20 protein-coding genes are annotated in these 23,549 nt (G+C 64.6%); 12 read left to right on the top strand and 8 right to left on the bottom strand.

Annotation, left to right across the window (positions count from 1 at the left end; all coding sequences use genetic code 11):
• Positions 1-170 precede the first annotated feature (170 nt).
• The 6 genes from ACVJ19_RS15200 to ugpB all read right to left on the bottom strand — a co-directional run bounded on the left by ACVJ19_RS15200 (position 171) and on the right by ugpB (position 7,518).
• Complete coding sequence (locus ACVJ19_RS15200; protein ID WP_453948407.1) at positions 171-1,793, bottom strand: ABC transporter substrate-binding protein; 1,623 nt, start codon at positions 1,791-1,793, stop codon at positions 171-173.
• Positions 1,794-2,036: 243 nt separating this feature from the next.
• Complete coding sequence (locus ACVJ19_RS15195) at positions 2,037-2,993, bottom strand: IS481 family transposase (RefSeq protein WP_453948408.1); 957 nt, start codon at positions 2,991-2,993, stop codon at positions 2,037-2,039.
• A 427-nt stretch (positions 2,994-3,420) separates the two neighbouring features.
• On the bottom strand, positions 3,421-4,356 hold the full coding sequence (locus tag ACVJ19_RS15190) for an aminoglycoside phosphotransferase family protein (protein WP_453948409.1): 936 nt from the start codon (positions 4,354-4,356) through the stop codon (positions 3,421-3,423).
• 60 nt (positions 4,357-4,416) lie between these two features.
• On the bottom strand, positions 4,417-4,692 hold the full coding sequence (locus ACVJ19_RS15185) for a protealysin inhibitor emfourin (protein ID WP_453948411.1): 276 nt from the start codon (positions 4,690-4,692) through the stop codon (positions 4,417-4,419).
• 56 nt (positions 4,693-4,748) lie between these two features.
• On the bottom strand, positions 4,749-5,780 hold the full coding sequence (locus ACVJ19_RS15180) for a M4 family metallopeptidase (RefSeq protein WP_453948413.1): 1,032 nt from the start codon (positions 5,778-5,780) through the stop codon (positions 4,749-4,751).
• Between the two features lie 412 nt (positions 5,781-6,192).
• A complete protein-coding gene (gene ugpB / locus ACVJ19_RS15175) occupies positions 6,193-7,518 on the bottom strand; it encodes a sn-glycerol-3-phosphate ABC transporter substrate-binding protein UgpB (RefSeq protein ID WP_453948415.1) in 1,326 nt (441 codons plus the stop codon).
• 203 nt (positions 7,519-7,721) lie between these two features.
• On the opposite strand from ugpB, the gene ACVJ19_RS15170 reads away from it, so the two are divergent.
• From ACVJ19_RS15170 to ACVJ19_RS15125, 10 genes are all read left to right on the top strand, one after another.
• Positions 7,722-8,717 carry a TRAP transporter substrate-binding protein gene (locus ACVJ19_RS15170; protein WP_453948416.1) on the top strand — a complete coding sequence of 332 codons (996 nt, stop codon included), beginning with the start codon at positions 7,722-7,724 and terminating at the stop codon, positions 8,715-8,717.
• A gap of 54 nt (positions 8,718-8,771) precedes the next feature.
• Entirely contained in the window at positions 8,772-10,802 is a 2,031-nt protein-coding gene (locus tag ACVJ19_RS15165) for an ATP-binding protein (protein WP_453955084.1), read from the top strand.
• Positions 10,772-12,517: an ATP-binding response regulator gene (locus tag ACVJ19_RS15160; RefSeq protein ID WP_453948418.1), complete on the top strand. Its 1,746-nt coding sequence runs from the start codon at positions 10,772-10,774 to the stop codon at positions 12,515-12,517. The genes ACVJ19_RS15165 and ACVJ19_RS15160 overlap by 31 nt, the downstream gene beginning before the upstream one ends.
• A 10-nt stretch (positions 12,518-12,527) precedes the next feature.
• Complete coding sequence (locus tag ACVJ19_RS15155) at positions 12,528-13,262, top strand: response regulator (protein WP_453948419.1); 735 nt, start codon at positions 12,528-12,530, stop codon at positions 13,260-13,262.
• 394 nt (positions 13,263-13,656) lie between these two features.
• A complete protein-coding gene (locus tag ACVJ19_RS15150; protein ID WP_018644455.1) occupies positions 13,657-14,268 on the top strand; it encodes a sigma-70 family RNA polymerase sigma factor in 612 nt (203 codons plus the stop codon).
• Between the two features lie 708 nt (positions 14,269-14,976).
• Positions 14,977-15,675, top strand: coding sequence for a cytochrome c biogenesis CcdA family protein (locus ACVJ19_RS15145; protein WP_453948421.1), 699 nt, complete (start codon positions 14,977-14,979; stop codon positions 15,673-15,675).
• Positions 15,676-15,706: 31 nt separating this feature from the next.
• Entirely contained in the window at positions 15,707-16,270 is a 564-nt protein-coding gene (locus tag ACVJ19_RS15140; RefSeq protein WP_453948423.1) for a redoxin family protein, read from the top strand.
• A 102-nt stretch (positions 16,271-16,372) separates the two neighbouring features.
• Positions 16,373-17,347 (top strand): hypothetical protein, encoded by a 975-nt coding sequence (locus ACVJ19_RS15135; protein WP_453948425.1) that lies wholly within the window; start codon positions 16,373-16,375, stop codon positions 17,345-17,347.
• Between the two features lie 420 nt (positions 17,348-17,767).
• The gene (locus tag ACVJ19_RS15130; protein WP_453948426.1) at positions 17,768-18,361 is read left to right on the top strand and encodes a L,D-transpeptidase; all 594 of its coding nucleotides are present in this window, start codon (positions 17,768-17,770) and stop codon (positions 18,359-18,361) included.
• Positions 18,362-18,448: 87 nt separating this feature from the next.
• On the top strand, positions 18,449-19,486 hold the full coding sequence (locus ACVJ19_RS15125; RefSeq protein WP_453948428.1) for an amino acid ABC transporter substrate-binding protein: 1,038 nt from the start codon (positions 18,449-18,451) through the stop codon (positions 19,484-19,486).
• 209 nt (positions 19,487-19,695) lie between these two features.
• On the opposite strand, the gene ACVJ19_RS15120 is transcribed toward ACVJ19_RS15125, so the two are convergent.
• Positions 19,696-20,835, bottom strand: a complete 1,140-nt coding sequence (locus ACVJ19_RS15120) for an acyl-CoA dehydrogenase family protein (protein WP_453948430.1) — start codon at positions 20,833-20,835, stop codon at positions 19,696-19,698.
• A gap of 143 nt (positions 20,836-20,978) precedes the next feature.
• A complete protein-coding gene (locus ACVJ19_RS15115; RefSeq protein WP_453948431.1) occupies positions 20,979-22,193 on the bottom strand; it encodes an acyl-CoA dehydrogenase family protein in 1,215 nt (404 codons plus the stop codon).
• Positions 22,194-22,331: 138 nt separating this feature from the next.
• Between ACVJ19_RS15115 and ACVJ19_RS15110 the strand changes: the two genes are divergently transcribed.
• Positions 22,332-22,877 (top strand): carboxymuconolactone decarboxylase family protein, encoded by a 546-nt coding sequence (locus tag ACVJ19_RS15110; RefSeq protein ID WP_453948434.1) that lies wholly within the window; start codon positions 22,332-22,334, stop codon positions 22,875-22,877.
• 90 nt (positions 22,878-22,967) lie between these two features.
• Entirely contained in the window at positions 22,968-23,462 is a 495-nt protein-coding gene (locus tag ACVJ19_RS15105; protein WP_453948436.1) for a VOC family protein, read from the top strand.
• Positions 23,463-23,549: the final 87 nt, after the last annotated feature.

Genomic DNA, 23,549 nt, shown 5'->3' with positions numbered 1-23,549 from the left:
GGGGGTGGCTCCGGGAGAGATTTGAGTTCGTGGCTACCCCTCTCCCCGACCTCGAGAGCGAGCTTCGCTCGCCTCGGACCCCGCAAGGGGGGAGGGAACGAGAGGGCGGTGGCCGCCTTACTCCACAGACCAACACATGCCGATGCGTCGCCGACGATCAGCATGTCGCCTCACCCCTTCGCCATCGCGCGATAGTCGAGCCTCCGGTGGAACCAGTATTGGTAGCCGCTGATGTTCTTCTGCATCGCGACGTTGACGAAGGGCTGGTAGAGCGGGATGCGCGGCACGTCGGCGAAGGCGAGATCGACGAAACCCTTCACGTCGGTGTCGTAGGTTGCGGTGTCGCCGGTGGCGGCCGCGGTACGCGCGCCGTCGATGAACTTGTCCATCTCCGCCGACTTGTAGCTCATGGTGTTGAAGACGGAATTGTTGCCGTGATAGCACCAATAGAAGAAGTACTCGGGGTAATCGAGCCAGCCCGAGAACACGTTGGTGAAGAGCGGCATCTCCTTCTTGTTGAGCTCGGTACGCCAGTTGGCGCCGGGCACCTTGTTGATGGTGGTCTTGATGCCGAGCTGGGCGAGGCTCTCCTGCACCAGCACGCAGAGCGGCTCGTTGACGCCGGCGAAATTGAGGTCGAACGAGATCGTGGTCTCGAAGCCGTTGGCGTAGCCGGCTTCAGTGAGCAGCGCCTTCGCCTTCTCCATGTCGGTGTTGTATTTGTGCGGCTGCGGCCACGCGACTTCGGTGGCCTTGTCCTTCGGCGCGCCAAACATGGGATTGCCGAGGCCGAACAGCACCGCGTCCATGATCTTCTGGTACGGCAGCGCATAGGCGATGGCCTGCCGCACCTTGACATTGTCGAACGGCGGCTTGGTCACGTTCATGCCGATATACTGGATGCCGTTGGAGAACGGCAGCGACACCACGTTGAGCTTGCCGTTCGCCTTCATCTCCTGGAAATCCTTGAACGGCAGCTCGTACGAGATGTCGGCGTCACCGCGCTCCAGCAGCGCACGGCGGTTGCCGGCCTGCGGCACCATGCGCCAGATCACGCGCTTGATCTTCGGCAAGGGACCGCCGACCCAATCCTCGTTGCGCTCCATGATCACTTCGGTGCCGGCCGTCCACTTCGTCACCTTGTAGGCGCCGGAGCCCGCAGTCTGCTGTTTCGTGAACTCGAGGCCCCAGGGGTCCTTCTCGCTGGCGTTCTTCTTCACCAGCTCGGAATTGACGATGCAGGGCACGATGACCGCAAGATCGGGAATCGTCAGGCGATCCTTCTTGGCGAAATCGACGCGCACGGTGGCATCGTCGACCACGACGAACTGCTCGGGTTTCGTGAGCGAGCCCGCGCTCATCTGGAAGGTCGGGAAGCCGCCGACGCTGACGGCGCGGTCGAGCGACCATTTCACGTCCTTGGCGGTAACAGGCGCGCCGTCGTGGAATTTGGCGTTCTTCTTCAGCTTGAAGGTGACCGACATGTCGTCGATCTTGAAGTCGTCGGCGAGCTCGCCCTTGAACTTGTCGCGGTCGTAATAGGGCACGCCGCCGGGACCGCTCTTCATCTCGTGGCTGATCAGCCGGTCGTAGCAATTCCAGGACACCTCATAGCCGGGCACGTTGGTGCCGACGCCGTGGATGTCGAGATTGTTGGGGCCGCCTTCCGAGACGATCAGCAGCGTCTCCGACCGCGCATCGGCCTTGGCCGAGGAGATCACGGACGGCATGGCCGGAAGCGCCGCGCCAGCGGCCAATCCGGAAACGGACTTGAGGAAATCGCGGCGCTTCATGAAATCGCTCCAACACAAAGTTTCTGGTTGGAACTGGATTCGCAAGGTTCGTGCCAAGGCTTAAGGGGCGGTTACGATCGCGGTAAGCGGCTGGAATACTTTTATAAATTGGATTTCCGGGCACGGGCGACCTTCACGCCCAAGCCATTCCATTGCATACAAAGATCGTCATTTGCACATAAAATAGACTGTCACTGGCGCCGGCTCATTTGGTGAGCGCACCCTCTCCGCCGTCGTCCCGGCCTAGTTGTGGAGCCTCAAGAGGTTGTCCTCGGTCAAACCGAGCCTGCTGATCGGCGTTTGAGATTTTATACCACCGTGGGGCCGGTGCCAGTTGTATTGGTGCAGCCAGAACGGCAGCTCTTGGGCGCGCCGATCTGATGTTGGATAGGCTTTGGCATAAGCCCATTCGCGAAGCGCGGTTTGGATGAAGCGCTCGGCCTTGCCGTTTGTTCTGGGTGTATAGGGCTTGGTGCGAATATGCTTGATGCCGAGGTCCCGGCAAGCGTCGCGGAAGGCGAAGGACTGGTAGCAACTGCCATTGTCGGTCATGACGCGCGTGACGGTGACGCCGAGGCTTTTGTAATAAGCCACAGCCGCCTTGAGAAAAGGAACAGCACTGTCCGCGGTCTCGTCGGGCTTGATCTCGGAGAACGCGACGCGGGAATGGTCGTCAATGCAGACGTGGACGAAATCCCAACCAGCGCCACGGCTCTTGTTCGGACCACTCGGATCGCCGGTGATGCGGTGGCCCACACGCTCGAAACGCCCGAGCTTTTTGATGTCGATGTGGAGCATCTCGCCGGGCGTCTCGCGCTCATAGCGGCGCTCCGGTTCGGCCGGCTCCAGGTCGCGTATCCGGTTTAATCCCAAACGGCGCAGGATGCGGCTGACGGTGGCCGGTGACACCTCGACCTCGGCAGCGATCTGTTTGCCGGTGTGGCGCTGCCGGCGCAACGCCTCCACAGCGGTGCACGTGGCGACCGGGGTTTGGCTTGGCGATGAAAGGGGCCTGGAGGAGCGATCACGCAATCCCTCCACACCTTCCGCGCGGAACCGCTTGACCCATTTGGCGACCGTCTTCGGCGTCGTATTGAACAGGTCGGCCGCGCCAGCTTGGCTCAGCCCGCCTTGCACCACGCTTCGGACCATCGCCTCTCGACCTTTGGGCGTCAAAGGCGCATTCTTGTGCACGTTCATCTGGTCTCTCCTTGGAACACTGAAGCTTCGCAACCTCAGCTTCCTCGGTTCAGACCAGATGGACAACCTCCTGAGAGACCACACCTAGTGCGCAATTGCGCACAGGGGCCGGGACCCATACCGCGTGATCCGCCAGTTCAGGGAGGTGGCCGTACCACGGAAAGGACGGGCCACTGCTCGTCTCCGCCAAACTTCTTCTGAGGAGTATGGGTCCCGGCCCCCGTGCGCAATTGCGCACTAGGCCGGGACGACACTTTTGTTGGATGAGCGGCGCCCGCCCCTCGTCGTCGTCCTGGCGAAAGCCAGGACCCATTACCCCAGGGGGTGGTTTGGCGAAGACTCGCGGTTATCAGCCCGCACAAAACTGCTCCCTGGGGTAATGGGTCCTGGATCGGCGCTCCGCTTGTCCAGGACGACAGCGGAGCGGTCACTCCGCCCAGATCAGCTCCTGCAACTCAATCAGATCATCCGCCCTCTCCTGCCAGCCCTCGATGCAGATGTGGCTGTTGAGGTCGCTGGCCTGGTGCAGCAGCATCAGGGCCATCAGGCGGCGCTTGAGCGTGGCGTCCGGCTTCGCATAGCCAAAACCTTCGAGCAGGCTCTTCACCCTCCCCGGCCGTCCCGCCGCCATGAAGGCGCTGGGGCCGAGCAGGTCGTAGTCGCGCCAGCCGGCGCGGACGTCGCCGAAGTCGAACAGGCCTTTGAGCGACCATGTACCGTCATCGCAGGCGAGCAGGAAATTCTCAGGGATATATTCGCCGGTCAGGATCACCGGCGGCGCGTCCATCGGAATCAGCGCGGCCGCATCGCACAGGAGATCGTCGAGGCCTTCGAGGAATTTTGGCGCAAGGCCGAGACGCTCGTGCCGGCTACGGCAGCCCTGCATCTGGGCGCGCATGAAGTCGTCCCAGCGCGGCTCGACGTGTGCGAGCGGCCCGAGCGGGGCGCGCTGCACCGACGCGATGGTCTCGCCGATCTGGCGCAGCACGCGCTCCTTCTGGTCTTCGGCCAGGTGCGGCCAGGCCTCCGAGCCGAGCGTGCCGGCAAGGCGCGTGATGACGAGATAGGGCCAGCCGTCGCGCGCGCCTTCCGCGACGATCTCGGGGATCGGTAAGGACAGCCGGCCGGCGAGCTGCGTCAGCGAGCCGCGTTCGGAGACGAATTGTGCACGGAGCAGCGGCGGGAAGATTTTTAGGATCAGGCGCTCACCGAGCCCGACCACGAGATTGGTGCCTGTTACGAAGACGTGCGGCGCGCTGACATCGAGACCGTGGCCGCGCGCGATGTCGAGCGCGACCGGCAGCCATCGCGCCCGGTCGGCGCGCAAGGCGCGGTAGGCTTCAAGGCTCGTCGACGCCGACATGCCCCAAACGCCCGCGGAATCCGGCGGCAGCGTCCCCTCCATCACAGCGCCAACCCGCCCCTATTCCAAGACATCCTTGACGCTGCTCTTGATGGCCGGGGGGACCGCATGCTCGGGGACTTCGATCGTCTGCGCGCCGCGCGTGATCCGGTAGCTGAACGCGTCGGCCTGGCCCCGACGCGCGGCGGGGACCTTACCCGGATCGGCAAACAGCTGCTCCACCGTCTTCTGATCGGCAGCCGACAGATCCGATAGTGCCACCTCACCGCGACTCTTGAGGTGAGGGCCGCCGAAGCCGGCGAACCCTCCGACGCGCTCGATCTTCAAGCGATCCACGCTTGCTTCCTTTCGTAACGCGCTCTGCGTAACGCGCGCTCCGCGACGCGCTGCAACTAGAGCCCGACCTTCTTCCATCCCGCGTCGACGGCCGCGAAGACCGCGGCATCGCCGGGATACAACGTGTGGGCACCCTGCCGGGTCCGCGCCGCGAACGCCTTCATCGTCATGTGCGGCGTCGGCCCGAAACCGGTGAGGGAATGATACCACACCTGGCCGATCTTGGCCCAACTGTATCCGCCGAGCGTGGTGCAGGCCGTGTAGAAGGCGAGGTTCGGCGGGCCGCTGGAATAATGCGGGTCCATGCCCGGCGTGATTTGCGAATATTTGGTCGGTTGCGGCGCCAGGCAGTGCTTGGCTGCGGGATTGGCCATGTCGCGCAGGCACGTAAACCCTTTCTTCTTGGCGCCCCGCCCCATGATGTCTTTGCCGATCAGCCAGTCGGCTTTCTTGACGTCCTGCTTGGCCTCCCACTGCCGGAACATCGAGCCGAAACAGTCGGAGATGCTCTCGTTGAGGCCGCCGGCATCGCCGCTATAGGCGAGCTGCAGGCTGTGCTGGGTGACGCCATGGGTGAGTTCGTGGCCGATGACGTCATTGCCTTTGGTGAAGTCGACGAAGATGCTGCCGTCGCCGTCGCCATAGATCATCTGCGAACCGTTCCACATCGCGTTGTTGTACTTCTCGCCGAAGTGGACCGACGACATCATGGTCATGCCGTGGTCGTCGATCGAATTGCGGTTGAAGACCTGCTGGTAGAATTTTGCGACCTTGGCGGTCTGGTTGAAGGTGCGCTTGACCGACGCATCCGAAGACGTCTTCGGCTTCGGCACCGGCGTTCCCGGCAGCGTCTCGGTGTGCTTGCAGTCGTAGACCGTGACGGACGGCGCCGCCGCCAGCGTGACCAGACCTCTGGTGCGCGCGGCGGTTACGCTGGTCAATTTCGCGGCCTGGTTCCGCAATTCGCGCAGTTCATGGCTGATCTGGACCGTGTCGACGAGCTGCTTGCGAAGCGGGGCAGACAGCTTCTTGTCCTGGGACAGCCAGGTCAGAACGTCATTCGGGATGATGCAACACGTGCAGGGCATAGACGATCTCCATTGCACTTTTTTCGAAAATGGATGGATGAAACGATCTTGAAGATGATTGCTGCCGGCGACCGGCAGGCGTCGGCGCCGGCCCGGCGTCACGCATGCGGGATTATCGCAGGCGCAGGCGCCGTTGCGTGTGAGCTTGCACACACTTCGGGGTTGCGTAATGTCGGATGGGGTTCGCCGGCGACGTGAACATGGTGGGCGGCTTGCCGGCGGCCCATCCTTCGAGACGCCCGCCTACGGCGGGCCCTCAGGATGAGGTCGCGTTTTGCGGCGAGATACTAGACCCTCATGGTGAGGAGCCCGCCAAAGCGGGCGTCTCGAACCATGCAGGCCGAGCTCATCCGGCAGCCTCCCACTGTCATATGCGATAGCCCTAGGGGCGGTCCGGCGATCCGCGCTGCGGCTACCGCTCCGGGCTGGCGCGCTCGAACTGGCGGAGCAGCTTGTTGCCGCGCTCGACCGCGGAATCGAGCGCCTTTTGCGCGCTCTTCTGGCCGGCAAAGGCCTGCTCCAGCTCGTCCTCGATCACGCCGCGAATCAGGACGAAGGAGCCGAGCCGAATGCCCTTCGAGTTCTCCGTCGGCGGACGCAGCGTGATCTCCTCGAACGAGATCGCCGAGCCCGGATTGCGCTCGTAAAAGCCTTGCGCCCGCGTCAGCTCGAAGGCGGCGCGGGTGACCGGCAGATATCCGGTGTTCTGGTGCCAGGCGGCCTGCACGCCAGGCTGCGACAGATAGGCGAAGAACCGCGCCACGCCCTTGTATTCCTCGCGCGGCCGGTCGCGCAGCACCCACAGCGTGGCGCCGCCGATGATCGAGTTCTGCGGCGCATCCTTCATATCCGGCCAGTACGGCATCATGCCGTAGCCGATCTCGAATTTCGAATTCGCCTTGATGTCCGCGCGCGTGGCCGAGGAGCCGATGAAGATGCCGCATTCGCCGTTCTGGAAACGCGGCTCGGCCGCCTGTCCGCGGCCGCCATAGTCGAACAGCTTGGTCTTCTGCCACTCGCTGAGCGCTGCGATGTGATGCACGAGAGACGGATTGTTGATGGTCAATTCCGCATCCAGCCCGGCAAAGCCGTTCGTCCGCGTCGCCACGGGCAGATTGTGGAAGGCGGAGAAATTCTCGACGTGAATCCACGACGGCCAGGACGTGGTGAAGCCGCAAGGCGCACCGCGGTCGCGCAGACGCTTGGCAGCGAGCCCGAGCTCCGGCCAGGTCTTCGGCGGCGTCTCCGGATCAAGGCCAGCGTCGCGAAACATGGTCTTGTTGTAGTAGAGGATCGGCGTCGAGGAATTGAACGGGAACGACAGCAGGTTGCCGGCCGCGTCGGTGTAGTAGCCGGAGACCGCGGGAAGGTAATCGTTGAGCGAGAACGGCTCGCCCTGGTCCCGCATCAGGCTGAACACCGGATAGATCGCGCCCTTGGCCGCGGTCATGGTGGCGGTGGCGACCTCGTTGACCTGGACGATCGCGGGCTGGCTGCGCGAACGGAAGGCGAAGATCGCCGCCGTCACCGTCTCGGTGTAGCTGCCCTTGTAAGCCGGGACGATGCGGTAATCCGGCTGCGAGGCGTTGAAGTCGGCGGCGAGCTTGTCCAGTTGCCGGCCGAGCTCGCCGGACATGGCGTGCCACAGCGCGATGTCGGTGGCGGCGCGCACTGGGGTGGCCAGCGAGAGAGCCGCAAGGGCGGCGACGAGCTGAAAAAGGCGCGATGCTGACGTCACGATGGCTCTTCCCGTGTCGCACGACGAAAGGCGGCTGCCCCTGCTTAAGGCGGGGCATCTGCGGTTTCAACCGGGAATAAGGTCCAGCCGCGCCGCACAATCGGCCCGCGGGCCGGGCGCGGGATGGCCTTCCCTTAACCATCTGCTAGATTGCGTTGAACCTTTTGCTCCCCGCCATAGACTCCACCACTAAGGGGCTGAGTGTGCCAGTGTTGAGCCGTGCCGAACTCTCGCGGACCGGGGTGGTTTTCGTCGTGCTTTTGCTCGCGCTCTGCGCGACGGACGCCGTTGCGCGCGAATTCCGCGCCGCCGACACCCAGACCGAGGATTACCCGACCGTGCAGGCGCTGCGCTACATGGGCGCCCTGATCGCCGAGCGCACCGGCGGCCGACACGAGGTCAAGGTGTTCCACTCCCGCCAGCTCGGCGAGGAGAAGGAGACCATCGAGCAGACCCGCGCCGGCGCAATCGACCTCAACCGGACCAATGTCGCCCTGATCGGTAATTTCGTTCCGGCGATGAACGTGCTCGCCATGCCGTTCCTGTTCCGATCCATCGAGCACATGCAGAAGGTGCTGGACGGGCCGATCGGCGGCGAGATCCTGAACAGTTTCGAGCCCTATGGCTTCGTCGGGCTCTGCTTCTATGATTCCGGCGCGCGGTCGATCTACAACGGTGTCCGCCCTATCAGGAGCATCGAAGACCTCCGGGGCCTGCGGATCCGGGTGCAGCAGTCGGAGTTGATGAGCCAGATGATCCGCTCGCTCGGCGCCGAACCGGTCGAGATGCCCTACGGGCAGGTGCTGACCGGGCTTGCCAACCACCTGATCGACGGCGCCGAAAACAACTGGCCATCCTTCGTGACGACCGACCATTACAAACATGCCGGGCACTACACGCTGACCGAGCACACGATGAGCCCCGAAGTGCTGGTGATCTCGCTGAAGGCCTGGCGGAGCCTCTCGGCGGAGGACCAGACCGTCTTCAGGGAGGCCGCGCGGCGCTCCAGCCGGTTCATGCGCGAGAAGTGGCGCGACCTCGAGGAGCAGTCGCAGCGCAAAGCGGAAGCGGCCGGCGTCGGCATCGTCAGGGAAATCGACCGCAAGCCGTTCGAAGACGCCATGGCCGCGATCTACACCAAGGCCGCCCAGGATTCCGCCGCGGCCGCACTGATCGAACGCATTCGCAAGGTGGAGTGAGCCCAGTTGGCTGCGCTTGGACATAGCGAGCACGCAGACAGGCCACCCGGCCCGATCGGGCGGGTGCGCGCGCGGCTCGTCGGCGCGCTCCGGGCCGTGCCGATCCGCTGGCGCATCCTGTCGATCGCGGCGCTGAACTCCGCCGTCGTGGTGGTGCTGGTGGCGCTGATCTGGAACGGCTCGCAGGTGCTGAGCTCGGCCTGGGACGACGTGCGCCAGGTGCGCGAATCCGACCGCATCCTGGCGCTGCTCGAAAGCGAGACCGGACGCCTGCACAATCTGATCCACCGCTACATCAACCAGCCGAGCCCGGACCTGTTCGCCGAGATCCTCCTGCTGCGCGAGGCGGTGCTGGGCACGCTCAGCCACCGCGCCGCCAAGGACCCGATGCTGTCGGGCTCGGTCGAGGAGCTGGAGCGCACGACGGAACGCTTCCTCAACGGCTTCGGCGAGCTGCGCAGCGTGCAGGCCACCATCGCGAAGACCTATGAGGACCAGGTGCAGGGCCCGGCCAGGGACATGGCGGGGCTCTATTCCATCATCGAGGGCGCCACCGGCCATCGCGACGCGCTGATCTGGCCCTCGCTGGGAAAATCCCGCGAGGCCTTCACCGCGATGCTGGTCGCGGCCAATTCCTACTATCTGTCGCAGTCATCGGGCGCCGCCGACGATGCGCGCCGCCACACCGAGACGATCGAGAAGACCATTCCCGTCATGATCGATCTCGCCGACAACGATCTCCAGCGCATGGCATTGCAACGGCTCGGAGCCCGCACCGCGTCCTTACGCGAAGGCTTTGCCAAACTCTCGGAGCAACTGACGAGCCGCACCGAGCTCCTGCGCAACAGCATCGACGCCAGCCAGGCCGAGGCGATCGGTGCCATCGACGATCTCTCCACCAAGATGCGCCAGCGCGAGCAGAAGGCGCAGGAGACCTTCGACCGGACGCTGGCGGATATTTCTCGTCGTGTTCTTTCCATTGCGGTGATCTTCCTCGGCATCATCCTCACCGCCGGCGTGCTGATCGCGGTGTCGATCCGCCTGCCGCTGCAGCAGATCATGGCCGCGATGCGCGCGATCACGCTCGGCAATCTCGACCGCGAGGTGCAGGGCACCAAGGCACGTGACGAGGTCGGCGCCATGGCGCGCGCGGTGGAAGTGTTCCGCGAGAACGCCATCGCCAAGCGCGAGACCGAGGACGAGCTGCGCGCGGCGAAGGAGAAGGCCGAAAGCGCGCTGCTCGAGCTCAATACCGCCCAGCAGAACCTGATCGATGCCGAGCGGCTCGCCGCGCTCGGCGGCCTCGTCGCCGGCGTTGCCCACGAAGTCAACAACCCCATCGGCATCAGCCTCACCGTCGCCTCCAGCTTTGCCCGGCGTACCGAGATCTTCGAGGCCCAGCTCAAGGGCGACGGCGGCTTGCGCCGCTCGCAGCTGGAGGAGTTCGTGCAGTCCTCGCGCGATGCCTCGCAGCAGCTCGTCGCCAACCTCACCCGCGCCGGCGAGCTGATCCAGTCGTTCAAGCAGGTCGCGGTCGACCGCTCGCATGCCGAGCGGCGGCAGTTCTCACTCAGCGAAGCCACCGACCAGATCATCGCGAGCCTGCGGCCGGTGTTGAAGCGCTCGCCGATCACGCTCGAGGTCGACGTGCCCGAGGGGCTGCTGCTCGACGGCTATCCCGGCTCCTACGGCCAGATCCTGACCAATCTGTTCCTCAACGCCGCCAACCATGCCTTCGCCGACGGACGCGCCGGCACCATCACGATCTCGGCGCGGCCGCGCGGGGCCGACGACATCGAGATCATCTTCACCGACGACGGGGCCGGCATGACCCCGGACGTGCAGCGCCAGGCCTTTGACCCATTCTTTACCACCCGGCGCAATGAAGGTGGTACGGGACTCGGGCTGCATATCGTCTATAACCTTGTCACCCAGCAGCTCGGCGGTCGCATGATGCTGGAATCCAAGCTGGGACAAGGCACCACTTTTCGCATTATCATGCCCCGGGTCGCCAAGGGCGGCGCGCAAAGCACAGAGACTGACGGGACTTCTCAATGGCCGAACAGGACGATGTCCTCCACCTGATCGACGACACCGGTACCGCGTCGGAGGACCAGAACGCACGGAAGTGGAAGATCGCCGTCATCGACGACGATCCGGCCGTGCATGACGGCACCCGTTTCGCGTTGTCCGACTACAGCCTCAACGGCCAGAGCCTGGAGATCCTCTCCGCCTATTCCGCCGCCGAAGGCCGCAAGCTGATGGCCGCGCACAGCGACATCGCCGCCGTGCTGCTCGACGTCATCATGGAGACGGATGTGGCCGGCCTCGAGCTGGTCGAGTTCATCCGCAACGAGATCAAGAACGAGACCGTGCGCATCATCCTGCGCACCGGCCAGCCCGGCCAGGCGCCCGAGCGGCGCGTGATCGTGCAGTACGACATCAACGACTACAAAGCCAAGACCGAGCTCACCGCCGACAAGCTGTTCACCTCGCTGACCGCGGCATTGCGCTCCTATCAGCAGCTCGAGCGCATGGTGCAGACGCGGCGCGGGCTCGAGATCATCATCGATGCAGCTTCCACGCTGTACGACTTCAAGTCGATGCAGCGGCTCGCCGAGGGCGTGCTGACCCAGCTCGCCTCGCTGCTCAACGTCGACTGCGCCGGTATACTGGTGCTGCGCGACAATGGCGGCGTCGATCCCGAGCTTTCGGTGCTCGCCGGCAGCGGCTGCTACAGCCGCTTCATCGGCACCACGTCGTCGAAGGCGCTCGACCCCGAGCTGCGCGAGATGGTGGAGGCCGCGTTCCAGCGCCGCAAGAACGAGTTCGCCGACCACCGCAGCGTGATCTATCTGCGCACCGGCTCGGGCCGCGAGGTGGTGGTGCTGCTGCAGGCCGAGCGCGAGCTGTCCGAGACCGACCGCTCGCTGGTCGAGATCTTCTCCAGCCGGCTCTCGATCGCCTTCGACAACGTCATCCTCTACCAGCAGCTCCAGGACGCCAACACCCAGCTGGAAGACCGCGTCGCCCAGCGCACCCGCGCCCTGATGCAGGCCAACCGCCGCCTGTCGGCGCAATGGCTGCGGCTGCAGCGCGCCAACGGCTTCAAGAACGAGATTCTGGGGACCGTCGCACACGATCTGAAGAATCCGCTCGGCGTCATCCTCGGCCGCACCGAGATGCTGAAGGAGCTGATCTCGACCGGGGCGTCGGCAAGCGGCGTCGTCTCTCAGGTCGATCACATCCGTGATGCGACGAAGCGCCTGACCACGATGGTCGACCATCTGATCTCGGACGCGATGGCGGATGCCTTCGACATCACCATCCGCCGCGAGCCGGTCGACGTCGCGGCGCTGGTCAAGGAGGTCGCCGAGGCCAACCAGCCGCTCGCCGTCAACAAGCAGCAGGCGATCGGCGTCACCGCGCCGCCCAACATCGTCACCATGTGCGACACCGACCGCATCCGCGAGGCGATCGACAACCTCATCAGCAACGCCATCAAATACTCGCCGATCGGCGGCAAGATCGGCGTCGCCGTCGTCCACGAGGGCGGCGAAACCATCGTCCGCGTCAGCGACGAGGGCGCCGGCCTGTCGCCGGAGGATCTCGGCCGCCTGTTCGGCCGGTTCCAGCGGCTGTCCGCCAAGCCGACCGCCGGCGAGAGCTCGACGGGGCTTGGTCTGTCCATCGTGAAGCGTATTATCGACATGCACGGCGGCGAGGTGACTGCCGACAGCGACGGCCCCGGCAAGGGCTCGACCTTCACCATCACCCTCCCCGCGACCGATATGCCGTGATCTGAAGACCATGACCCAAAGCCAGCACATCATGATCGTCGACGACGAGGCCCCGGCCCGGGAGATGGTCGGCGATTACCTCAAGATGCACGGCTTCACCGTGACGCTGTGCGACGGCGGCAAGAGCTTGCGCGCCGCGATCCAGGGCAGCATGCCCGATCTCGTCGTGCTCGACCTCAACATGCCCGAGGAAGACGGGCTCTCGATCATCCGCGACCTCAAAAGCCGCATCAACGTGCCCGTGATCATGCTGACGGCGACCGCGAGCCCGATCGATCGCGTCGTCGGCCTCGAGCTCGGCGCCGACGATTACGTGGCAAAGCCCTGCGAGCTGCGCGAGCTGATGGCGCGCATCCGCTCGGTGCTGCGGCGGAGCACGCCGGTGAGGGCGGCAGCGGACACCGCGGCGGCGAAATCGGACAAGGACCAATTGGTGCGCTTCGGCACCAAATGGCTCGATCTCGAAGCGCAGGCGCTGCGCGACGACGAAGGCAACGAGCATCCGTTGACCGCATCCGAATTCGGGCTGCTCAAGGTGTTCGCGGCCAATCCCAAGCGCGTGCTGTCGCGCGAGCGTTTGCTCGAGCTCGCCAATGCGCGCGACGCCGAAGCCTTCGACCGCGCAGTCGACCTGCGCATCATGCGCATCCGCCGCAAGATCGAGCCCGATCCGGCCAAGCCTGCCGTGATTCGCACCATCCGCGGCGGCGGCTATCTGTTCTCGCCGGGGGGCGAGAAGGCGTAGCTCTCCGTTGTCGTCCTGGCGAAAGCCAGGACCCATTACCACCGAACAGGATTTGCCGAAGGCTGGTGGTTGCCAGCTCGCGCCATAACCGCTGCTTGGGGTAATGGGTCCTGGCTTTCGCCAGGACGACATCGGCGGCGCGACCGAACGCAAAACCCCGAAATACGTTCCCGGCGCCTGCGTCCGCGTCAAAATGCTCACCCCGTATTTTCCGTACATTGAAATTCCACGACTTTTTGCCCCGAATGTTTCGTCGCTCCCTGTCCGACGAAACAATTTGGCGGCGCACGAAACCATTTTCCGCTTTTCGCGCAGACGTCCCGAAACGGTGGCTGATTAACACTTTGGTCCAAGGAAACGCCGCTCGGTTGCGGCGCTACGGGGAGCCAAGTCCATGCCGAACGTCATCGCCATCAACGCCCAGGCCAGCCAGAGCATCATCGCCGCTCAGGCGACTTCGGACGACATGCTTCTCGAAAGCATTGCCGACGGCAACCGGACCGCCATGCACATCCTCTATTGCCGGCACAATGTGCGGGTCTACCGTTTCATCCTGCGCATCGTGCGCGACGCCACCACGGCGGAAGATCTGGTCAGCCAGGTGTTCCTCGACGTGTGGCGCACCGCCGGCCAGTTCCAGGGCCGCTCGCAGGTCTCGACCTGGCTGCTCTCGATCGCCCGCTTCAAGGCGCTGACCGCGATGCGCCAGCGCCGCTTCGAGGATATCGATCAGGAAGATGTGCGCCAGATTCCCGATGATTGCGACACGCCGGAGACCTCGCTCGATCGCAGCGACACCAGCGCCATCCTGCGCGCCTGCGTCGCAAAACTGTCGCCCGCCCATCGCGAGATCATCAACCTCGTCTACTACCACGAGAAGTCGGTGGAGGAGGTCGGGCAGATCATCGGCATCCCCCAGAGCACGGTGAAGACCCGGATGTTCTATGCCCGCAAACAGCTGGCCGATTTGCTTAAGGGCGCCGGCGTCGACCGTTTCGCCGCGTAAGGACAATGATTTCAAGGGGATAGGACTGAATTTTCGGCCCTATCCCCGGACACGGAAGCGTTACCACCGACGAAACAATTGAAACAAACGACAACATCAGGCGGAAAAACTTCCCTTCTATAAAGTTCGCATGCGGTTTCGTTAAACCTCCCAAGACCTCCAACGACCCGGACGATGCCCCCGTCCGGGTCGTTTTGTATTTTGGGGATGCGGTGTAGCCGCCGGCTCCCGCCTCTCCCGCTTGCGGGAGAGGCCGACGCACTCGCAGAGTGCGGCGGGTGAGGGTTTTTTCCTCTGGGGGATTGTCCCAATGCGGAGACACCCTCTCCCCAGCCCTCCCCCGCAAGCGCAGGGCCATCGCATATGAGCTGGTGGGGCCTGAGCAAGCGCCTCGTCCTTCGAGACGACCGCTCCGCGGTCTCCTCAGGATGAGGCTGACCGGCAGCTTTGGCTGCCGAATTGCCGCCACGTACTCTGTCCTCATCCTGAGGGCCCGCCGGAGGCGGGCGTCTCGAAGGATGGCCGCAGGCGAGCTTCCCGCCACGCTCTCCTCATATGCGATAGCCCTCCCCCGCAAGCGGGGGAGGGAGCAGACCGCCGTTCCGACCGGCACTGGCGCTCTCAACGCCCCGTCACGAAGCCGTGACGCCACGTAACGACCGCCCCATCACACACGAACTGCCTCGTGACCTCCATCACGAGTGCGCCATGCTCGAACTTGTCTTCGCTGTCCTTGCCGGCCTCCTCACCATCGCCGCGCCCTGCACGTTGCCGATGCTGCCGATCCTGCTTGGCGCCTCGATCGGGCGCGCGGGGCACTTGCGGCCCGCGATGATCGCGCTCGGCTTCGTCGTCTCCTTCTCCGCCGTCGCGCTGCTGCTCGGCGCGCTCACGCAGCTGTTCGATTTCGATCCGAACGTGCTGCGCGAGGCGGCGTCGATCCTGCTGCTCGGCTTCGGCCTGTTGATGTTGTGGCCGGCGCCGTTCGAGTGGCTGTCGATCCGGCTCAATGGCTGGCTCGATCTCGGCAACTCGAACGCCCCTCAGCGCGAGGGCGCGCTCGGCGGGCTCGTGCTGGGGACCACGCTGGGCCTGGTCTGGACGCCCTGCGCAGGGCCGGTGCTCGGCTCAATCCTGACGCTGGTGGCGACCTCGAAGAACCCCGCCTGGGCCGGCACGCTGCTGGTCGCCTACGCCATCGGTGCTGCGATCCCCATGCTCGCGATCGCCTATGGCGGACAAGCCGCGACCACGCGCGTGCGCAGCCTCGCGCGGATCTCGCCGCGCCTGCAGCAGGGCTTTGGCGTGGTCGTGATCGCCTTCGCCGTCGCCGCCTATTTCCAATACGACACGCTGATCGTGGCGTGGCTTACCGGGTTCTATCCCACCGGCCAGATCGGCCTGTGATCACCCCTCGTCTTCACCGGAGGAAGTTTCCATGACTCTCAAACTGCTCGCCGTGTCTGCTGCACTGATCGGCATCACCGTCACCGGCGCCGTCATCCCCGGCATCTGCGACGAGGCCGCGCGCGCCACGCCTGTCGTCACCGCTGCCGCGAGCCAGCAGACCGAGCCCGACTTCACCGGCATCACCAACTGGTTCAACTCGAAGCCGCTCAGCCTCGCCGATCTCCGCGGCAAGGTCGTGCTGGTCGACTTCTGGACCTATGGCTGCGTCAACTGCGTCAACACGCTGCCGCATGTCACCAACCTCTATGCCAAGTACAAGGATCGGGGTCTCGTCGTGGTCGGCGTACACACGCCGGAATTCCCGTTCGAGCGCTCGGCTTCCAATGTGCAGGCCGCGCTGAAGCGCCATGGCATCACCTATCCGGTGGCGCAGGACAATGATTCCAGGACCTGGAACGCCTACAGCAACCAGTATTGGCCGGCGCAATACATCATCGACCAGAGCGGCAAGATCGTGTTCCAGCACGCCGGCGAAGGCCGCTACGACGAGATCGACCGGATCGTGGCAAAGCTGCTGAACGTCAGCAGCTGAAGCCGGGCGAGCATCACGCGGCTGGTTTCGCCTAACACCCTTGTTGCTTGACTCCACGGACCTGTCCGTGGAGTTTCGCGCCATCGGAATCAGCCGCCCGCAATGGACGACGCGAACACCAGCACCGACATTCGCCTTCGCGAAGGCTCCTCGATCGCGCAGCGGCTGGTCATGTCCGGCTTCGCGGCCGCTGTTGCGCTGTGCTTCACGCCGGGCCTGTTCACGCACGACACCCTGGAGATCGTCATCTCTGTGGTGGCACTGCTGGTGGGAGCCGGGTTCGTCGTCGGCATCATGATGGCGCCGGCGGTGGTGTGGATCATCACGCCTGACGAGATCCTGATCGGACACCAGCGGCCGTTCGGGAAACTCCAGACGCGGATGGTCGCGAAGGACGACATCACGGGACTGCAAGTTCCCGGCAGCAAGAGGGTGAAGGCCCGCTTTCAACTCGTCTTCACGCTTGTCTCGGGGGAGCGCCTGACGTCGCCGCCGATCTCCGACGTCACGCATGTTCATGACACCGTGGCGCGAATCGCCAAGCAGTTCGACGTTCCCAATGTCGAGGCCCCCAGCAATCCGCTCGACGCCAGCAATCCCGAGATGCATCTGGGCGAGCCGCTCGAGGCGTTTTCCGCGCGGGACATTCGCATCGTCGCGTTGATTGCCGTCGCGTTGTCCGCCGTGCCATACGCCTACAAGCTCTGGCGCGGATGGCCGCCCAGCCACGTCGATATCCTGCTGCTGCCGCTCGGCGCGCTCGCGGCGTTCGCGGTCTACAGATACGCCAACCTCGTGACCGGCGCGTTCTGGATTATCCGGCAGGGCGATATCCGCGTCGAGCGGCTGTGGGGCGACGGCACGCCGCGCACGGACAGCATCAGGGGATACGAGGTGAAGACGATCACCGTCGACCGCCGCGGCCGTTCCGAGGACGAGCACTGCATCGTCACGATCCGCCTTCGCTCGGGGCGGCGGTTTCGCAGCCCCCGGATCGGCTCGCGGCCCGAGGCCCGCGCCGTCGGGACCGAAATCGTGCGGCGGCTCGGGATCGCGCCGGAGAGCAACAAGATTTAGCTCTCGCCGCTTGCAGCGCTGCGATTACATTTGAAGGGGAGCTGGCAGCTCGCCCGTGGCCATCCTTCGAGACGCCCGCCTACGGCGGGCCCTCAGGATGAGGACGGAGTGCGTGGCAGCCGGCACCTGTGCGTCTTAGCCTCATCCTGAGGAGCCCGCGCAGCGGGCGTCTCGAAGGATGGGGCGCGCGCTCAGGCCGCGACCAAGAAGTCCTGTTCGCCCTAGGGAGCGCACCACCACCGCGGCAGCAATCTAAGCTTTTCGCGCCATCCCCTGTTTGTGGCATTGCCCCGGTCCCGTCAAAAAACCAAAGCATTCTCGTGACATATCAGCCGCGCGCGCCATCAACTTGCCATGAACATGCCCCTGAGATTTGATGGTTCCGAATGTTTTGCGCTGTGGCAGCGGGGAGAGCTTGAAATGACGGATTATCGTCGCCTGACCGGGGCGTTCATCACGGCGCTCAGCCTGGTTCTGACCACGTCATACACCTCCGCCCAGCAGCCGGACCGCGGCGACGAGCCGGGCCTGATCGCCGACGACGGCTACCAGCTCGAACCGGAATGGCAGAAGCAGGTCGTCTACTTCCGCACCACGGAAGCGCCGGGCACCATCATCGTCTCGACCGCCGAACGGCACCTCTATCTGGTGCAGCCCGGCGGGCGCGCGATCCGCTATGGCATCGGCGTCGGCCGTGACGGCTTCCAGTGGCAGGGGCTGGTGACCATCACCAACAAGAAGGAATGGCCGGACTGGACGCCGCCGCCGGAGATGATCCAGCGCCAGCCCTACCTGCCGCGATTCATGGCCGGCGGCCCCGGCAATCCGCTGGGCGCCCGCGCGATGTATCTCGGCACCACGGTCTACCGCATCCACGGCACCAACCGTCCTGACACGATCGGCACCAAGGTGTCCTCGGGCTGCTTCCGTCTCGTCAACAACGACGTCGCCGATCTCTACGATCGCGTCCCTGTCGGCACCAAGGTCGTGATCCGGCAGAAGCCCGAACTCTAAGGGCTATGGTTCGAGCATGATCGCACCGGTCATGCTCTGCCCCCTCCGCCAATTTCCTTTTCCCGATTATTTCGAGAGAGAGACATCATGCGCACTTTTCGAGGCGGCCTGCTGATCGGGCTCGCGGTCGCCGTGCTGGTCGGCGCCCTCGCCGTCATCTACGAATTCTACGACACCCGCACGCTGAAGCGCACGGTTCGCCGCGGCGAGGTGCTGTGCGGCGTCAACAAGGGCCTGCCGGGCTTCTCGATCCCCGACGACAAGGGCAACTGGACCGGCTTCGACGTCGATTTCTGCCGCGCGGTGGCGGCTGCGATCTTCAACGACCCGAACAAGGCGAAGTTCGTGCCGCTCGACGCCAGCGAGCGCTTCAAGGAACTGCAGAGCCGAAAGGTCGACATCCTCTCGCGCAACTCGACCTGGAGCATGGCGCGCGAACTCGACTACGACCTCTATTTCCCGGCGGTCGCCTATTACGACGGCGCAGGCTTCATGCTGCCGCGTTCGCGCAACAAGGAAACCTCGCTGGACCTGACCGGCAGCAAGGTCTGCGTGCAGGCCGGCACCACCACGGCGCTCAACGTCTCCGACTACTTCCGTGCCAACAACATGAAGTATGAAGAGGTCAAGTTCGACAAGCTGGACGACGTGGTGAAGGCCTACGACACCGGCAAGTGCGACACGCTCTCCGCCGACGTCTCGCAGCTCTATGCGCTCAGGCTGAACCTGTCGAAGCCCGGCGACCACATGATCCTGCCGGACATGATCTCCAAGGAGCCGCTCGCCCCCGTCGTGCGCCAGCGCGACGACGACTGGATGATGATCGTGAAGTGGACGCTCTACGCCATGATCAACGCCGAAGAGCTCGGCGTGAGCTCCGAGAACATCGACGAAGCCCTGAAGTCGAAGAAGCCGGACGTGATGCGCCTCGTCGGCAACGAGGGCAATTATGGCGAGCAACTCGGCCTCAGCAAGGACTGGGTCGTTCGCATCATCCGCAGCGTCGGCAATTACGGCGAGATGTACGAGCGCAACATCGGCGAGAAGTCCAAGCTGAAGATCCCGCGCGGCATGAACCAGCTGTGGAATGCCGGCGGCGTGCAGTACGCACCGCCGATGCGGTAAGGGGAGCGTCTCACTGGTGTCGTCCCGGCCTAGCGCGCAATTGCGCGCGGGGGGCCGGGACCCATACCGCGTGACCTATCGATAAGCGCAGGTGACAGTACCGCGGGAAGACTCTTCAACTGAGAGCCTCCGCCAAACTGCTTCCTGGGGTTATGGGTCCCGGCCTTCGCCGGGACGACACTTGTTATTGAGGCGCCACCTTGTCCGCCTCAATACCCCCGCGCCAGCGCCAGCTGCTCGGTGTGGTAGTTCGCATCGCCGAACAGCTCTTCGCAGACCCGGGCGCGCTTCATGAAGAAGCCGATGTCGAACTGGTCGGTCATGCCCATGCCGCCATGCATCTGCACGCCTTCCTGCACCGCGCGCGTGGCGGTGGTGCCGGCGCGGGCTTTTGCGACGGCGACGGCTGAAGCGGCCTTGGCGACGTCGGCATCCAGCGCCTGCAGCGCCTTCATGGTGGCGGCGCGGGTGATCTCGATGTCGACATAGAGCTCGGCGGCGCGGTGCTGCAGCGCCTGGAATTCGCCGATCAGCTTGCCGAACTGCTTTCTGTTCTTGAGGTACTCGACCGTGCGGCCAAACACCTCGTCGCTGAGGCCGACCATTTCGGCGGCGACCGCGCCGCGGCCGATGTCGAGCACACCAGCGAGCAGCGCGGCACCCTGATCGACCTCGCCGAGCACGCTGTCGGCGGTGACCTCGACACTGGCGAACTCGATCCGCGCCGCATTATGTGAATCGACCATGATGGTGCGCTCGATCGCGACGCCCTTGGCCTTGGGGTTGACCAGGAACAGCGTCAGGCCCTCGCGCTCGCCGGCGGCGCCACCGGTACGCGCGGCGACGATGAAGAGATCGGCGACATGACCGTCCACGACCAGTGCCTTGGCGCCGGAAAGTTTAAAACCGTTGCCGGCACGCACGGCCTGCAGGCTGGTCTGCAGGGGACGATGTTTGGCGCCCTCGTCGATCGCCAGTGTCGCGAGCAGCGAGCCGCTCGCAATCTTCGGCAGATATTCCGACTTCTGCGCGGCATTGCCGCCGCGATTCAGCGCGGAGGCCGCCACCACGCTGGTGGCAAGGAAGGGCGACGGCATCAGGGTGCGGCCGATCTCCTCCATGATGACGCCGGCCTCCATGAATCCGAGGCCGCTGCCGCCGAACTCTTCCGGCACGAGCAGGCCGGCAAAGCCCATCTCGGCGAAGGAGTGCCAAAACTCCTTGGAGAAGCCGGTGGGATCCTTGCTGTCGCGCAAGTGGCGCAGGTGCGCCACCGGCGCCTTGTCGCTGATCAGCCCGCGCGCGCTGTCGCGGAGCATTGATTGTTCTTCGGTGAGGACGAGGGCCATGGTGCAAAGTCTCTAACGTCTGGAAATCTGTTGGTGTCATTCCGGGGCGATGCGCAGCATCGAACCCGGAATCTCGAGGTTCTCAGGTGCGCAACTGCGCACCGTAGTTCGCGCTATCGCGCGCCCCGGAACGACGGAAAGCCTCACGCCCCCGGCAAGTCCAGGATGCGCTTGGCAACGATGCCGAGCATCACCTCCGTTGTGCCGCCCTCGATCGAGTTGGCCTTGGTGCGCAGCCAGGCGCGCGGGCGGGCGCCCTGCTTGGAGCGCTCGCTCTCCCACTCCAGCGCATCGACGCCGCCGGCCGACATCAGGATCTCGTAGCGGCGCTTGTTGAGCTCGGTGCCGTAATATTTCATCGCCGAGGAGAACGCCGGATGCGCTTGCCCCGCCTTGGCGAGATCGACCGCGCGCTCGGCGCAGGCCGCAAGCGCGGCCTCGTCGACGTCGAAGCTCGCGATCTGGCCGCGCAGCATGGAGTCATCGAGCCGCCCCCGCGCATCGGTGCCGACGGAATCCGCCGCGATCTGCCCGAGCGGACGGCCGACGCCGCGCTCGCCCATCCCTGAGATCATCGCGCGCTCGTGCTGGAGCAGATATTTTGCGACGTCCCAGCCGCGGTTGACGGTGCCGACCACATGCGACTTCGGCACGCGGACGCCGTCGAAGAACGTTTCGCAGAACGGCGAATAGCCGGAGATCAGAAGGATCGGCTTGGTCGAGACGCCCTTCGAGGTCATGTCGAACAGGATGAAGCTGATGCCGTCGTGCTTCTTGGCGGCGGGATCGGTGCGGACGAGGCAGAAGATCCAGTCGGCATAGTTGGCGTAGGACGTCCAGATCTTCGAACCCGTGATGACGTAATCATCGCCGTCGCTCTCGGCGCGGGTCTGGAGTGAGGCGAGATCGGAGCCGGCGTTGGGCTCGGAATAGCCCTGGCACCAGCGAATCTCGCCCGCGGCGATCTTCGGCAGATGCTCCTTCTTCTGGGCGTCGTTGCCGTATTTCAAAAGCGCCGGCCCGAGCATCCAGATGCCGAAGCTCGACAGCGGCGGCCGCGCGCCCATCTTGGCCATCTCCGCGCGCAGCACCTTGTGCTCGGCGGCGCTGAGGCCTCCGCCGCCATACTCCTTCGGCCAGTCCGGCACGGTCCAGCCCTTGTCGCGCATGCGCTCGAACCAGATGCGCTGCGGCTCGGACGAGAATTTTGCGTTGCGCCCACCCCAGAACACGTCGGTATCAGACGTCGCGGGCTTGCGCATCTCCGGCGGGCAGTTGGCTTCCAGCCAGGCGCGCGTCTCGTTGCGGAATGTTTCGAGATCGGCGGCTTCAAGATCGCTGGTTTTAGAGTCAGTCATTGGTCGTTTCCATCAATCAAAATCGACTTGTTGCGGACGACTCTGGGCCAAGCTCCTGCGGAATTCAACCACTTCCGCGAGCCGCATTCGGCTATAGTCGCCGCCATGGCGGTGCTTGAAAACAAAGAGGAAACGACAATGCGCCTGAAACTTCTTTCGCCTGGCGAAATGAACGAGAGCCAGCGGCAGACCTATGACGAGTCGATCGCCGGCAAGCGCGGCAAGCCGCCGGCACCGATGATGGCCTGGCTGAGCAGCCCGGAGATGGCGCGCCATGCGACGCGGCTCGGCGAGGTGCTGCGCTTTGACACGATATTCCCCGCGAAGCTGTCGGAGATCGCGATCCTGGTGACGGCGCGGCACTGGACCGCGCATTACGAATGGTATGCGCATAAGCGCCTCGCGCTCGCCGGAGGCATGGATCCTGAGATCATCGAGGCGATCCGCGACCGCCGCACGCCTGAGTTCGACGATCCCAAGGGGAAGATGATCTACGACGTCGCGAAGTCGCTGCATGAGGGCCACGGCGTCGCGAAGGGCCTCTATGATGAGGCCGTGAAGCTGCTCAGCGAGCGGGGCGTCGTCGAGGTGATCGGGCTGTGCGGCTACTACACGCTGGTGTCGATGACGCTGAACACATTTGAATTTGGCCTGCCCGAGGGCGAGGTGTCGGAGCTTAGCTAGTTTCCCATTCGGAAACGATGGGTTTCGGGATCGGCCCGTAGCACTGTCCCGGCACCCTCTCTATGTGCACGTTTTCAACGGAGCATTCCCATGTCGCAAAACCAGGCCGTCGCCGCCGGCACCAGGATCGGCCACGTCCATCTCAAGGTCGCCGATCTCGATCGCGCACTCGGCTTCTATTGCGGCGTGCTCGGCTTCGAGCTGATGCAGCGGATGGGCTCGGGCGCGGCCTTCATCTCGGCCGGCGGCTATCATCATCACATCGGGCTCAACACCTGGGAGAGCAAGGGCGGCTCGCCGCCGCCGCCGGGAACGACCGGCCTCTTCCACACCGCGATCCTCTATCCGACGCGCCCCGCTCTGGCGGATGCGCTGCACCGCGTGCTCTCGGCCGGCATTGCGCTGGACGGCGCGAGCGACCATGGCGTCAGCGAGGCGCTTTACTTGCGTGACCCGGATCAGAACGGCGTGGAGCTGTATTGGGACAAGCCGCGGGAGCAATGGCCGTTCGGGCCGGACGGGAAGCTCGCGATGTTCACGAAGCGGCTGGATGTGGAGGGGTTGTTGAGGCAGCGCGAGGCGTGACGCCGTAGGGGCACGATCTCGTAGGGTGGGCAAAGGCGCACAGCGCCGTGCCCACCATCCTTCCGTGATGGATACAGATCGTGGGCA

The organism is Bradyrhizobium sp. USDA 376 (assembly GCF_054063675.1).
Note: the sequence above shows the minus strand (reverse complement) of the source record. Positions and strands in the feature narration are given on the sequence as shown.